Below are 14,150 nucleotides of genomic sequence, written 5' to 3'. Positions count from 1 at the left end.
TCAAGAAAGTTTGTCCTAGGAGGAATCCTTTGCGCCGCCCTGCGCGGCCCGAACACCCACAGGAAAAACACGACATGATCCGCGACACGATCAAGGCCGCGCAAGTGGCTGCCATGAAAGCCGGAGACAAGGGACGCCTTGCCGCCGTCCGCCTGATCCTGGCCAAGCTCAAGGACAAGGACATCGAACTGCGCACCGCAAAGACGGTGCCGGATGACGATGCCGTGGTGATCGACGTGCTGCAAAAGATGGTCAAGCAGCGCCGCGAATCGATCACCCTGTTCGAGCAGGGCGGCCGCCAGGAACTGGCCGACGTGGAAAAGGCCGAACTGGTCGTGATCGAGGAATTCCTGCCCGCGCAGCTTTCCGAAGACGACGTGAAGGCCGCGATCGAAGGCATCAAGGCCGAACTCGGCGCCACCGGCATGAAGGACATGGGCCGCGTGGTGGCTGAACTGAAAGCGCGCCACGGCACGCAGATCGACATGAGCAAGGCCAGCGGTCTGGTGAAGGCGGCGCTTTCGTAAGCAACATGCCCTCCCCTAAACCGTCCCGCAGGCGGGAGGGGGATTTTGGCGTTATGCCTCCGCCTCCCGTTGGAAGGACTTCTTTTTAGCTCCCCTCCCGCTTGCGGGAGGGGCTGGGGGAGGGCATGTTCCCCCGATGGACCAAGCTTGGCAGCGCGCGAACGACAAGGGCGACCAGCGCCCTACCGCCCGCGCCCGCCAGTTGCGCAACAATGCCACCGAACCGGAACGCCACCTGTGGCAGGCCCTGCGCAGCCGCCAAGTGCTGGGCGTGCGGTTCAATCGGCAATTCCCCATCGGGCCATACATCTGCGACTTCATTTCGCGGGAATATCGGCTGGTCATCGAAATCGACGGCGCCACGCATGCAGCGGCGCAGGCCTATGATGCCCGGCGAACAGCGTTTCTGGAAAGCCAGGGCTTCTCCGTCGTCCGCGTCTGGAACGGCGACGTGATGAACAACCGTGATGGGATTATCTTGGAATTGATCCGTGTTCTGAAGGAATTGGGAGTGAAGGGTGAGCTTTGACGCAACACACCCTCCCCCAGCCCCTCCCGCAAGCGGGAGGGGAGTTTGAGCCTAACCCCGCAATGGCTGGATGAACTGCGCAACCGCGTCTCGCTTTCGGGCGTGATCGGGCGGTCGATCCGCGTGCAGAAGGCCGGGCGCGAGTTCAAGGCGTGCTGCCCGTTCCATAACGAGAAGACGCCCAGCTTCACGATCAACGACGAAAAGGGCTTCTACCACTGCTTTGGCTGCGGCGCACATGGCGATGTCATCCGCTGGATGACCGATCACCAGGGTCTGCCGTTCATCGAGGCGGTCAAGGAACTGGCGGCGCAGGCGGGCATGGACATGCCCGAGATGGACCGCCAAGCGGCACAGCGCGCGCAGGCGGCCAAGTCGCTGCACGATGTGATGCAGGCGGCGCAGGACTTTTTCGTGGCCAGCCTGAAAGCGCCAGAAGCCGAGCGAGCGCGGGCCTACCTCGCCTCGCGCGGGTTTCCCGAGCGCATCGCCCGTGAATTCGGCTTTGGCTATGCCCCTGACAGCCGCACTGCGCTGAAAGAGGCGCTGGGCCAGTTTCCCGAAAGCATGCTGATCGAGGCCGGCTTGCAGATCGTGGTCGAAGGCAAGACGCCCTACGATCGCTTTCGCGGGCGGCTGATGCTGCCGATCGCCGACCAGCGCGGGCGGATCATCGCCTTTGGCGGGCGCATCCTGGCGGCCGAAAAGACCGACGCCCCCAAGTATCTCAATTCGCCCGATACGCCGTTGTTCGACAAGGGCCGCACGCTCTACAACCTGCACCGCGCTGCACCGGCCGCGCGATCGTCGGCCCGGATCGTGGTGGTCGAGGGCTATATGGACGTGGTCGCCCTGGCCGCCGCCGGCATTGCCGAAGCCGTCGCCCCACTGGGCACGGCGTTGACCGAGCACCAGATCGAGCGGCTGTGGCGCGTGACCGAATGCCCGACGCTGTGTTTCGATGGCGATGCCGCCGGGCAGCGCGCGGCAATGAAGGCCGTGACGCGCGCCCTGCCCCTGCTGCGCCCTGGGCACAGCCTGCGCATCGTCACCCTGCCCGATGGCATGGACCCCGATGACGTGGTCAAGAAGCGCGGCCGCGAGGCGATGCTCGATCTGCTCGGCACCGCGCGCAGCCTGGTCGATGTGCTGTGGGAAGGCGAGCGTGACGCCTCGCCGCTGACCACGCCGGAAGACAAGGCCGGGCTCAAGGCGCGCCTGCTGGCCCATTGCGACACCATCGCCCATCCCGATATCAAGACGCTCTACCGCCGCGAACTGCTCGATCGCTTTGGCGAACTGGCCTTTGCCCGGCGCGAGCGCCCTACCTTCACCCCGCGCCAGGGTGGCACGTTCCAGCCGCGCCAGGGCCGCGGGCCATGGAAGCCGGCACCCCCGCCCCTGCCCGCTGCCACGGCCAGCCGCCTCTCGGCCAAGGTCGGTTCGGGCGACGCGCTGCTGGCGGCGGTTCTGGCCGGGCTGGTGGTGCATCCGGCCGCGCTGGCCCGCCATGGCGAGGCGCTGGCGCGCATCCACCCCGCGCAGGCCGGCATGGCCGCGCTGCTCGATGCGCTGCTGGCCTTTGCCGAATCGGGCGCGCCGCTTGAAAGCACGGCCTTGCGCCCCATATTGCTTGAGCGGCAGCTAGAGGTGCCGTCGGCAGACGATTACGATGGCCTGCGATTCGGCTTCCTTTCGGAAACGAGCGCCACCGCGCTTGACGAACTGGCCGAAGCGATCGAGCTGATTGTCGATCTTCCGGCGGTGGAATCGGCGCTGGCGCGAGCGACAGAGCGCCTCGAAAACGACTTTTCCGAGGATAGCTTTGCCGAACAACAACGATTGCTGCAACGAAGGCTGGCTTTGCTGGCCAGGTTGGGGCAAATGGGTCGCACTCGTGCATCGTTATAATAGGAACATATGGATCGCCCGAGACCGGATGCGATCCTGGCCTGGGCACCGATGGGGCCCAATGCGGCACGACGTCAAAGGGTGGTATCGGGGTTAATGGCTTCCAACGACAAGACCGATAGCGGCGATGCACCGCTGATCGACCTTAACGAGGCTTCGATCAAGAAGCTGATCGCGCGCGCCAAGCGTCGCGGCGTCATCACGTATGACGAGCTGAACGAAGCTTTGCCGCAAGACCAGATGTCCTCCGAGCAGATCGAGGACATCATGGCCGCGATCTCGGAAATGGGCGTCAACATCGTCGAGAGCGACGAGGACGCGGTCGATCCCGAAGAGCGCGAGGCTGAGGAAGCCGAAGACAACGACACCGGGATGGACGACCGCCCGGTAGTTGAAAAGCGCAAGGAAACCATCGAACGCACCGACGATCCGGTGCGCATGTACCTGCGCGAAATGGGCGCGGTGGAACTGCTCAGCCGCGAGGGCGAAATCGCCATCGCCAAGCGCATCGAAGCCGGCCGCGACACCATGATCATGGGCCTGTGCGAAAGCCCGATTACCTTCCACGCCATTATTCAGTGGTCCGAAGCGCTCAACGCGGGCGAAATGCAGCTGCGCGAGATTCTCGATCTCGATGCCATGCTGTCCAAGGAACCGCAGCCCGAGAACCTGTCCGAAGACGGCGAGGAAGCCGACGGCGAAATCAGCGAGGCCACCGCTGGCCCTTCCTTCAAGGAAGAGGAAGACGTCGAGGAAGAGGAAACCGAGGACGAGGACGACGAGCTGCGCGAGCGCCGCGCCCGTCCGGCGGAAGAGGAAGAGGAAGACAACACCCTTTCCCTCGCGCAGATGGAAGCCACGCTCAAGCCTGCCGCGCTGGAGCGTTTTGCCGAAATCACCAGCCTGTTCCGCGCCTTTGAAAAGCTCCAGGGCGAGCGTCTTGACGCGCTGGGCCTGGGCCTGCCGTTCTCGGCCGCCAAGGAAACCGAATATCACAAGCTGCGCGAGGAACTGACCGCGCAGGTGGAAAGCGTGCAGTTCCACGCTTCCAAGATCGAATACCTGGTCGACAACCTCTATGCGTTCAACCGCCGGCTGACCACGCTGGGCGGGCAGATGCTGCGCCTGGCCGAGCGCCACAAGGTGAGCCGCAAGGACTTCCTCGACCATTACGTCGGGCGCGAGCTGGACGAAGGCTGGTTGCAGTCGCTCGCCACGCGCGACAAGAAGTGGGCGGCCTTTGCTGCCACCGAAGCGGGCGCGGTCGAACGCATCCGCGCCGAAGTGGCCGACATTGCCTCGGCCACGGGCATGCAGCTGGCCGAGTTCCGCCGCATCGTGAACATGGTCCAGAAGGGTGAGCGCGAGGCGCGCATCGCCAAGAAGGAAATGGTCGAGGCGAACCTGCGCCTGGTGATCTCGATCGCCAAGAAGTATACCAACCGCGGCCTGCAGTTCCTGGACCTCATCCAGGAAGGCAACATCGGCCTGATGAAGGCGGTGGACAAGTTCGAGTACCGCCGCGGCTACAAGTTCAGCACCTATGCCACCTGGTGGATCCGCCAGGCGATCACGCGCTCGATCGCCGACCAGGCGCGCACCATCCGCATTCCGGTGCACATGATCGAGACGATCAACAAGCTGGTGCGCACCAGCCGCCAGTTCCTGCACGAGCAGGGCCGCGAGCCCACGCCCGAGGAAATGGCCGAGCGTCTCTCGATGCCGCTCGAAAAGGTGCGCAAGGTGATGAAGATCGCCAAGGAGCCGATCAGCCTCGAAACGCCGATCGGCGACGAGGAAGATTCGCACCTAGGCGATTTCATCGAGGACAAGAACGCGATCATTCCAGTGGATGCGGCCATCCAGGCCAATCTCAAGGAAACCGTCACCCGCGTTCTGGCCAGCCTGACCCCGCGCGAGGAACGCGTGCTGCGCATGCGGTTCGGCATCGGCATGAACACCGATCACACGCTGGAAGAAGTTGGCCAGCAGTTCTCGGTGACGCGCGAACGCATTCGTCAGATCGAAGCCAAGGCGCTGCGCAAGCTCAAGCACCCGAGCCGCAGCCGCAAGATGCGCTCGTTCCTCGATCAGTAAGCCCTGCGGCACTGCCGCAAGCGCGCTACGCCAAGAGAGGCGCCCGGCTCCGGCCCGGCGCCTCTTTTCGTCTGGTCGCGATGTGTTGCAATGCGGCATCAGTATCAACTGAAACCGACACACCCTTGCATTAGTCTGACACAGGCTTGACACAAAACGCTAATAGCCCGGCCGGATCACACAACAGCGGCAAAGACCGCGTCCTTTCCGTCAGGGGAAATTCCATGCGTACCACCCGTTTCGCTTCCGCCATGCTGGCGGGGGCCGCCTTTGCGGCCATCGCACCTGCCGCCTTTGCCCAGGATGCTGCACCCGCTGCGCCCGCCGCCGCCGCTGCTGACGATGCCGGCAATGCCATCGTCGTGACGGCAGAGCGCCGCCAGGAAAACATCATGTCGGTGCCGGTGTCGGTGGCCGTGATGAAGCCCGAACTGCTGCACAACCTGCAGGCCGCCGGCGCTGACACGCTGCTCTCGCTCGCCGGCCGCGTGCCCAGCCTCAACGTCGAATCGACCACGGGCCGCATCTTCCCGCGCTTCTACATCCGCGGCCTTGGCAACATCGACTTCTACCTCGGCGCTTCGCAACCGGTGTCGGTGATCCAGGACGACGTGGTGATGGAGCACGTGGTGCTCAAGTCCAACCCGGCGTTCGACATCGCCCAGGTGGAAGTGCTGCGCGGCCCGCAGGGTTCGCTGTTCGGCCGCAACACCACCGCCGGTATCGTCAAGTTCGACACCGCCCAGCCCACCGCAACCTGGGCCGGCCAGGCCAGCGCCAGCTGGGGCAGCCGCAACAGCGTGAACATCGACGCCGGCGTCGGTGGTCCGCTGACTTCTGACGGCCGCGTCAGCTTCCGCCTGTCGGGCCTGTACCAGCACCGCGACAACTGGATCAACAACACCTACACCGGCGTCAGCGACGACGGCACCAAGCCCGGCAACAACGTCATGGGCGGCTTCAACGAGCGCGACGTGCGCCTGCAGCTGCTCGCCCAGCCGACCGAAACCCTGTCGCTGCGCCTCTCGGGCCACTATCGCGATTACGACGGCAGCGCCTCGATCTTTTACCGCGGTTCGATCCAGAAGGGCACGCACACCGTGCCGCAGAACCTGGACCTGACCAACGTGGCCTATGACGAAGGCGGCAACAACCCGCAGGCCTACAAGACCAAGGGCGTCTCGCTCAAGGCCGTGCAGGACATCGGCAGCATGACGCTGACCTCGATCACGGCCTATGAAGCGTCGCACGGTTCGAGCCGTGGTGACACCGACGGCGGCGCGGCGGCCAACTTTGGCGGCGCCGGCTTTGGCGAATCGCGCGGCGTGCTGCGCAGCCTCAACCAGTGGAGCCAGGAAGTACGCCTGGCGAGCCCCGACGCGGCCCGCTTCAAGTGGCAGCTGGGCGGCATCTACTTCGACTCGCGCGATTACACCGAGTTCGACCAGCGCGGCTACTTCCTCAACGCCGGTGCGCCGGGTGCCAACCCCAACAACTGGGTGCTGCTGCACAACGTCAACACCAGCTGGGCGGTGTTTGGCCAGGCCAGCTATGACCTGACCGAAAAGCTGCGCTTTACTGCCGGCGCGCGCCTGTCAAACGACACCAAGACCACCACCCTGCTCAAGACGGCGGACACCGCCGCTGGCGTGGTGACCTTCCCGGCCACGGCCGCGCGCAACGTGCGCCTGTCGGACACGCAGCCGAGCTTTGACGCCAGCCTGCTCTATCGCGCCAATTCCGACCTGTCGTTCTTTGCCCGCGTGGCGCGCGGCTTCCGTGGCCCGACCATCCAGGGGCGCTCGGCCGTGTTCAATTCGCCGTTCACCACGGCCAATTCGGAAAAGAACACCTCGTGGGAAGCCGGCATCAAGAGCGCCTGGCTGGATAACGCGCTGACGTTCAACCTCACCGGGTTCTACTACACCGTCACCGACATCCAGTTGAACGGCAACGACAGCAATGGCAGCGGCGTGCTGTTCAATGCCGACAAGGCCGTGGGCTATGGCGCCGAAGCGGAAGTGGGCCTGCGTCCGTCGAAGAACCTGCGCTTCGACATTGGCGTGAGCGTGCTGCACACCGAGGTCAAGGACCCCAACGTGTTTGCCCAGGCCGGTTCGGCTGGTGGCGTGCTGTCGGAAACCGTGCTCAACCCGGTCAACAAGGTCGGCGCGAACTACTTTGCGCAGATCAACGGCAATTCGCTGCCCAACGCGCCGCGCTTCAACCTCAACCTGTCGGGCCGGTACGACCTGCCGCTGAATGACGACTTCAAGGCGTTCGTCGGCGCAGACTTCAACCTGCAGGGCTATACCATGTATGTGCCGTACAAGACGGTGGAATACACCTCTGACGGCAACTACGAGCTGGGCGCCAAGGCCGGCTTCGCGTTTGGTCGCTACGAGCTGGCGGTGTTCGCCCGCAACCTGACCAACAAGCGCAACCTGGTCGGCGTGATCGACACCTCCAACTATCGCGCCGGGATCTACAACGATCCGCGCACGATCGGTGTCTCGTTCAGCGGTTCGTTCCGCTGATCGCATCGCACAGCATGACAATCGGGACGGGGTGGCAGCGATGCCGCCCCGTTTCGCGTTATGGCAGCCCGAATAAATCCTTTTGACGCTGGGCTTTCCGCCCTTGACCGGCCCGCAACAAGGCGCAACGAACAGAACCGCGACACCGGCTTTCGCCCGGCTTGTCCTCCGGGAGTTTCCGCCAATGCTGCCTGCCCGCCAAACCGTTGCCTTTGCCGCCCTGGCCCTCGCCCCGCTGGCCAGCGCCGTGGCCCTGCCCGCTGCCGCGCAGGCGCAGACCGCACCGCCCCCGGCGGCACGCCCGCTCGATCCTGCCGATCTGCAAGTGGCCAGCCAGATCATCGCGGTTATCCTGCCGCCCGAACAACGCGTGGCAATTGTCGAGCGCGTCACCAAGACGATGATGGGCGCCATGCAGGGCAATATGGCCGGCATCATGGGCGTGGACGATCCCGGCTTGCAGCAGATCTTCGCGCGCATGTTCGAAACGATGCCCGCCGCGATGCGCCCGGCGATGGAGCGCCGCATGCCCGAACTCGTCGATGCCATGACCCGCGCCTATGTCCGCCATTTCTCGCACGAAGACCTTCGCGCCATTCTGGCTTTCGCCCAGACGCCGGCAGGTAGTCACTATCTCTCGCGCTCGGCCGACCTGATGCAGGACCCTGACGTGGTTACCGTGATGACCGCGATGAACCGCGACGGCATGGAAGTGGGCATGGGCATGGCCAAGAATCTCAAGGCAGAGCTGACCACCTACCTGACCCAGCACCCAGAGGTCGCCAAGAAGATCGCCGCTGCCCACGCCGGGCAATGAGAGGCGACGGGTGGGCTGCCGCGCCGGGCTGCCCACCCATCTGGGCAAAGGGTGCATCATAAGGCCAATTAATCTGGCATAGCGCGCGCAATGGGTTTAGGGGGACGCCAGAACCCCCACCATAGGCAACCGGAACCGCTATAACCCATGCGCATTGCCATTGCTTCCGATCACGCCGCGCTGGCGCTCAAGGCCGATCTTGTCCAGTGGCTGGGCGAGCTGGGCCACGATGTGGCCGACCTTGGCCCCTATAACGGCGACAGCGTCGACTATCCCGATTACGGGTACAAGCTGGCCAGCGCCATGGCCGCCGGCGAAGCCGAACGCGGCATCGCGCTGTGTGGCTCGGGCATCGGTATTTCCATTGCCGTCAACCGCAACCCGGCCGTGCGCTGCGCCCTGGTGGGTGAGCCGTTTTCGGCCAAGCTTTCGCGTGAGCACAACGATGCCAACGTGCTGGCCATGGGCGCCCGGCTGACCGGGCTCGACATGGCCAAGGCCTGCGTCGAGGCGTTCCTCGCCACGCCCTTTGCCGGCGACCGCCACGTGCGCCGCGTTACCAAGCTTTCCAATCCAGCCCTCTGATCCAGGAGCCACACCCGATGTCCACCGCTGCCACCGCATCGCCGGAAGTCCGCACGGCAGGCTTCTTCACCGAGCATCTCGCCTCGGCCGATCCCGAAATCTTCGCCGCCATCCAGGGTGAACTCAAGCGTCAGCAGACCAAGATCGAGCTGATCGCCTCGGAAAACATCACCAGCCTGGCCGTGCTTGAAGCGACCGGCTCGGTGCTGACCAACAAGTATGCCGAAGGCTATCCGGGCAAGCGCTATTACGGCGGCTGCGAATATGCCGACGTGGTGGAAAACCTGGCGATCGAACGCGCCAAGAAGCTGTTCGGCTGCAATTTCGCCAATGTGCAGCCCAATTCGGGCAGCCAGATGAACCAGGCCGTGTTCCTGGCGCTGCTGCAGCCGGGCGACAGCTTCATGGGCCTCGATCTCAATTCGGGTGGCCACCTCACCCACGGTTCGCCGGTCAACATGAGCGGCAAGTGGTTCCACCCCATTCCCTATGGCGTGCGCGCCGACGATCACCAGATCGACATGGACGAAGTGGCCCGCCTGGCGCGCGAGCACAAGCCCAAGCTGATCATCGCGGGCGGCACCGCCTATTCGCGCACCTGGGACTGGCAGGCGTTCCGCGCCATTGCCGATGAAGTGGGCGCTTATCTGCTGGTCGATATGTCGCACATCTCGGGCCTGGTTGCCGGCGGTGCGCACCCCTCGCCGATCCCGCATGCCCATGTCGTGACCACCACCACGCACAAGAGCCTGCGCGGCCCGCGTTCGGGCGTGATCCTGACGAACGACGAGGCGCTGGCCAAGAAGTTCAACACCGCCGTGTTCCCCGGCCTCCAGGGCGGCCCGCTGGTCCACGTGATCGCGGCCAAGGCCGTGGCCTTTGCCGATGCGCTGCGCCCCGAATTTAAGGCCTATGCCCACCAGGTGGTGGCCAATGCCAAGGCCCTGGCGGAAAGCCTCAAGGATGCCGGGCTCGGCATCGTTTCGGGCGGCACCGACAACCACCTCATGCTGGTGGACCTGTCAGCCAAGGACGTGACCGGCAAGGCCGCTGAAAAGGGCCTCGATCGCGCCTGGCTCACCTGCAACAAGAACGGCGTGCCGTTCGACAAGCGCTCGCCCTTCGTCACCTCGGGTATCCGCCTGGGTACGCCGGCCGGCACCACGCGCGGTTTCCGCGAGGCAGAGTTCCGCCAGATCGGCCAACTGATCGCCCAGGTGGTCGATGGCATGGCCCGCAATGGCGAAGAAGGCGACGGCCAGGTGGAACAGCGCGTGCGCGACGCCGTGGCGGACCTCTGCGCGCAGTTCCCCATCTACCCGGAGCTTTGAGCGTTTGCGTTGCCCGTTCTGCGCCCATGACAACAGCCAGGTGAAGGACAGCCGGCCGACCGAGGACAACACCTCGATCCGCCGGCGGCGCCAATGCGAAAGCTGCGGCGCCCGCTTCACCACGTTCGAACGCGTGCAACTGCGCGAGGTTCTGGTGGTGAAGAACAAGGGCGATGGCAGCGAGCCGCGCCGCGAACCGTTCGATCGCACCAAGATCGAACAGTCCGTCGCGCTCGCCTGTCGCAAGCGCCCGGTAACGCAGGAACGCCTGGATCAGCTGGTCACCGGCATCCAGCGCCAGATCGAAACCATGGGCGATGGCGAGGTCGCCTCCAAGGTGATCGGCGAGATGGTCATGGATGCGCTGCGCCAGCTCGACAGCGTGGCCTATATCCGGTTTGCCAGCGTCTATCGCGATTTTTCCGAAGCCCGTGATTTCGAGGAATTTGCCTCTTCCATCCAGGAAGTGGCCAAGTAAGCCATGCCTGCACAGCCCGTTATCGTTCTCGTGCGCCCGCAATTGGGCGAAAACATCGGCAAGGCCGCGCGCGCCATGCTCAACTTCGGCCTGGCGGAAATGCGCCTGGTATCGCCGCGCGATGGCTGGCCCAATCCGGCCGCCGGCCCGGCCGCCTCTGGCGCCGACGTGGTGCTGGAACGGGCGCAGGTCTATGAAACGCTGGCCGATGCCGTGGCCGATTGCGCCCATGTCTATGCCACCACCGTGCGCAAGCGCGGGGTGACCAAGCCGGTGGTGACGCCCGAGGAAGCGGCCCGCGCGATCGTGGTCGAGGAAGGCCGCAGCGCGCTGGTGTTCGGGCCAGAGCGTTCGGGCCTGGAAACCGATGACGTTGCCCTGGCGCGCACCATCCTGACCGTGCCGATCAACCCCGAATTCGGCTCGCTCAACCTGGCCCAGGCAGTGATCCTGTGCGCCTATGAATGGTCCAAGCATCAGAACGCCGCCGGCGCCCTGGTGCAGCCCACGGTCGAAGACATGCTGCCCCCTGCCCCGCAGGAAGAGTTTGAAGGCATGTTTGCCCAGCTGTGCGGCCTGTTGGAACCGCGCGGCTATTTCATGCCTGAAGACCGCGCGGCGGCCACGCGCCGCACGCTGCGCACCATGCTGACCAAGCCGGGCTGGAATCATCTCGAAATCCGCACGCTGCGCGGGGTGCTGTCTGCCATGCGCCGCGCGCCAGGCAGCAAGCCCGGCACCGAGCCTCGCGGGGAATAAGCTTTTCCCTTGACTCTGCGGGCGTGTCCTGTTCTAGGCGCGCCTTCGCAATTGGCCCCACACGTCCGGTGAAGTGGTGGCCGCATCCTGGCAATTGGCGGGATGGTGCGGTTCCGGGCATCAGCCGGGAGGGCATCGGCCTTCCCCAGACCAAACGCTAGTTGAAAGGAACGAACGCGTGTCGAAGCGCCATTCGTCCAAGTACAAGATTGACCGTCGCCTTGGTGAAAACCTGTGGGGCCGCCCCAAGAGCTCGGTGAACCGCCGCTCGTATGGCCCGGGCCAGCACGGCCAGCGCCGCAAGAGCAAGGTTTCCGACTTCGGCATCCAGCTGCGCGCCAAGCAGAAGCTCAAGGGCTACTACGGCGACGTGACCGAAAAGCAGTTCAAGCGCACCTATCAGGAAGCGTCGAACATGAAGGGCGATACCGGTCAGAACCTGATCGGCCTGCTCGAACAGCGCCTCGACATGGTCGTGTACCGCGCCAAGTTCGCGCCGACCATCTTTGCGGCTCGCCAGATCGTTTCGCACGGCCACATCCGCGTCAACGGCGTGAAGTGCAACATCGCCAGCCGCCGCGTGCGCCCCGGCGACGTGCTCACCCTGGGCACCAAGGCCAAGGAAATGGCCCTGATCGCCGAAGCGCAGGCTCTGCCGGAACGCGAAGTCCCTGACTACGTCGCCCAAGAAGGCGCCGACAAGGTCACCTTCGTGCGCGTGCCGACGCTCGACGAAGTGCCCTATCCGGTGAAGATGGAACCGAACCTGGTCGTCGAATTCTATTCGCGCTGATCGGTCGGTCCACACGGACAAGACAAACGGAAAAGGCGGGGTTTTCACCCCGCCTTTTTTGTTGCCCGCCAAACGCGGCCAAACCGTATGCCCGATGCGCAGGTGCGCACCGGGCAGAACGCCGCGCGATCAGGCCTTCTTTTCGAACGCCACGGTGATCTTGAGGCGCACTTCGTCGCTGACGAAGGGCACATACTTGCTCACGCCGAAATCCGAACGCTTGAGCGTGCCGGTGGCGCCAAAGCCCACGGTGAAGGCCTTGCTCATCGGGTTGGAGCCAGCGCCGCCAAACGTGGCGTCGAGCGTGACGGGCTTGGTCACGCCGTGCATCGTCAGGTCACCCTCGATCCGCGCGGTGCGATCGCCGGTCGGCACCACCTTGTGCGAGACGAAGCGGATGGTGGGATACTTGGCCGCGTCGAACCAGTCGGCGCTCTTGAGTTCACCATCGAGCGTGGCGTTGGTGGTGGAGATTGCCGAAACCGGCAGCGCCACGTCCAGCGTGGTGGCACCCAGGTTGGCCGGGTTGAGCGTCATCGTGCCGGTCGCGCCGGGGATCACGCCGAAAAAGTCGTTGAAGCCAAAGTGGCTGACGGTGAATTCGGCCAGGGTGTGGTGGGTTTCCACCTGATAGGTGCCAGCCGGCACGGCCGAAGGCGCGGCAGTGGCCTGCGCGGCGACCAGCGCCGGCGCGGCCAGGGCAGGAACGGCAAGAGCCAGGGCCAGAGCGGCGAAAGTCTTGGTACGTGTCATGACAGGGATCGTCCTTGTTGCAATGATCAGCGGTGAAATGATCGGGCGCAAGATGGCGTTTCCACCATCAGATGATAATACGCCAAGCATGAGATTATCCTTTTACCCAGGGTGCGAAATCAGTGGCTGACCGCTTGACCGGAATCGAGGTGTTCGTCGAAGCGATGCGGCTGGGCGGCCTCTCTGCGGCCGCCCGCGCCCTGCACATGTCGCCGGCGATGGCGGCCAAGCACCTTTCCGCGCTGGAGGCGCGGCTGGGCACCACGCTGGTCCACCGTACCACGCGGCGCCTGTCGCTGACAGAGGCGGGCGCGGCTTACCTCGACAAGGCGGAACGCGTACTGGCCGACTTGCGCGAGGCCGAAGCAGAAGCAGCCGCGCAAAGCGTGGCGATCGAAGGGCTGCTGCGGGTGAGCGCCCCGATGTCGTTCGGCGTGCTGCACATCGCGCCCTTGGTCGCCGCCTTCAACCAGCGCTATCCCGGCATTACCGTGGAACTGGGGATGAGCGATCGCCAGGTCGATCTGGTGGAAGAACGCTGGGACATGGCCATCCGCATCGGCCGCCTGGTCGGCAGCAGCCTGGTGGCGCGCAAACTGGCCGACATGCATCTGGTGGTCTGCGCCTCCCCTGCCTACCTCGCCCAGCGCGGCACCCCCAGCCAGGTCAGCGATCTGGTGCAGCATGATTGCCTGGGCTTCACCCTGACCCGGTTTGGCCAGCACGTCTGGCGCTTTGGCCTGGATGGCACGATCCACCAGCCAGTGCGCGGCACCTTGCAGGCTGACAATGGCGACGTGCTGGTGGAAGCGGCGGCAGCAGGGCTTGGCCTGGTCTATGGTCCACGCTTCATCGCCGCGCGTGCCCTGCGCGAAGGGCGGCTGGTAGAGGTGGTGCTGGACCAGCCGCTGGCGGGGCTCGGCGCCGTCCATGCGATCACCCATCCCTCGCGCCGGCCGGCCGCCAAGACCCGCGCCTGGATCGAATTCCTCGCCGCCACGGTGCCCGCGATGGCCGCCGAATGGTAGACACA

13 protein-coding genes are annotated in these 14,150 nt (G+C 64.9%); 12 read left to right on the top strand and 1 reads right to left on the bottom strand.

From position 1 onward, the window contains the following. Positions 1–74 precede the first annotated feature (74 nt). From ABIC78_RS12345 to rpsD, 11 genes are all read left to right on the top strand, one after another. Positions 75–527 (top strand): GatB/YqeY domain-containing protein, encoded by a 453-nt coding sequence (locus tag ABIC78_RS12345; protein ID WP_022677779.1) that lies wholly within the window; start codon positions 75–77, stop codon positions 525–527. 136 nt (positions 528–663) lie between these two features. Further along, positions 664–1,056, top strand: a complete 393-nt coding sequence (locus ABIC78_RS12340) for an endonuclease domain-containing protein (RefSeq protein ID WP_354489954.1) — start codon at positions 664–666, stop codon at positions 1,054–1,056. Between the two features lie 45 nt (positions 1,057–1,101). Then, positions 1,102–2,967: a DNA primase gene (gene dnaG, locus ABIC78_RS12335; RefSeq protein WP_171792482.1), complete on the top strand. Its 1,866-nt coding sequence runs from the start codon at positions 1,102–1,104 to the stop codon at positions 2,965–2,967. Positions 2,968–3,063: 96 nt separating this feature from the next. Continuing rightward, a complete protein-coding gene (gene rpoD, locus ABIC78_RS12330) occupies positions 3,064–5,064 on the top strand; it encodes an RNA polymerase sigma factor RpoD (RefSeq protein WP_022675588.1) in 2,001 nt (666 codons plus the stop codon). A 224-nt stretch (positions 5,065–5,288) separates the two neighbouring features. Next, positions 5,289–7,601, top strand: coding sequence for a TonB-dependent receptor (locus tag ABIC78_RS12325; RefSeq protein ID WP_022675587.1), 2,313 nt, complete (start codon positions 5,289–5,291; stop codon positions 7,599–7,601). Positions 7,602–7,785: 184 nt separating this feature from the next. Then, positions 7,786–8,418 (top strand): DUF2059 domain-containing protein, encoded by a 633-nt coding sequence (locus ABIC78_RS12320; RefSeq protein ID WP_354489951.1) that lies wholly within the window; start codon positions 7,786–7,788, stop codon positions 8,416–8,418. Positions 8,419–8,565: 147 nt separating this feature from the next. Next, positions 8,566–9,003, top strand: a complete 438-nt coding sequence (rpiB, locus tag ABIC78_RS12315) for a ribose 5-phosphate isomerase B (RefSeq protein ID WP_022675585.1) — start codon at positions 8,566–8,568, stop codon at positions 9,001–9,003. 17 nt (positions 9,004–9,020) lie between these two features. Beyond that, entirely contained in the window at positions 9,021–10,334 is a 1,314-nt protein-coding gene (glyA, locus tag ABIC78_RS12310; RefSeq protein ID WP_169048061.1) for a serine hydroxymethyltransferase, read from the top strand. 40 nt (positions 10,335–10,374) lie between these two features. Next, positions 10,375–10,812, top strand: coding sequence for a transcriptional regulator NrdR (gene nrdR, locus ABIC78_RS12305; protein ID WP_369801299.1), 438 nt, complete (start codon positions 10,375–10,377; stop codon positions 10,810–10,812). 3 nt (positions 10,813–10,815) lie between these two features. Further along, positions 10,816–11,571: an RNA methyltransferase gene (locus ABIC78_RS12300; RefSeq protein WP_354489948.1), complete on the top strand. Its 756-nt coding sequence runs from the start codon at positions 10,816–10,818 to the stop codon at positions 11,569–11,571. 178 nt (positions 11,572–11,749) lie between these two features. Next, a complete protein-coding gene (gene rpsD / locus ABIC78_RS12295) occupies positions 11,750–12,364 on the top strand; it encodes a 30S ribosomal protein S4 (RefSeq protein WP_022675581.1) in 615 nt (204 codons plus the stop codon). Positions 12,365–12,493: 129 nt separating this feature from the next. Here rpsD and ABIC78_RS12290 read toward each other — a convergent pair whose 3' ends face one another. Continuing rightward, entirely contained in the window at positions 12,494–13,117 is a 624-nt protein-coding gene (locus ABIC78_RS12290; protein ID WP_054132241.1) for a YceI family protein, read from the bottom strand. 122 nt (positions 13,118–13,239) lie between these two features. On the opposite strand from ABIC78_RS12290, the gene ABIC78_RS12285 reads away from it, so the two are divergent. Next, on the top strand, positions 13,240–14,145 hold the full coding sequence (locus tag ABIC78_RS12285) for a LysR family transcriptional regulator (RefSeq protein ID WP_062782194.1): 906 nt from the start codon (positions 13,240–13,242) through the stop codon (positions 14,143–14,145). The last annotated feature ends 5 nt before the right edge of the window (positions 14,146–14,150 follow it).

Source organism: Novosphingobium sp. 1529, from assembly GCF_040544855.1.
In the GTDB taxonomy this organism is placed as follows: domain Bacteria; phylum Pseudomonadota; class Alphaproteobacteria; order Sphingomonadales; family Sphingomonadaceae; genus Novosphingobium; species Novosphingobium capsulatum.
This window is presented reverse-complemented; position numbering and strand designations above follow the sequence as displayed.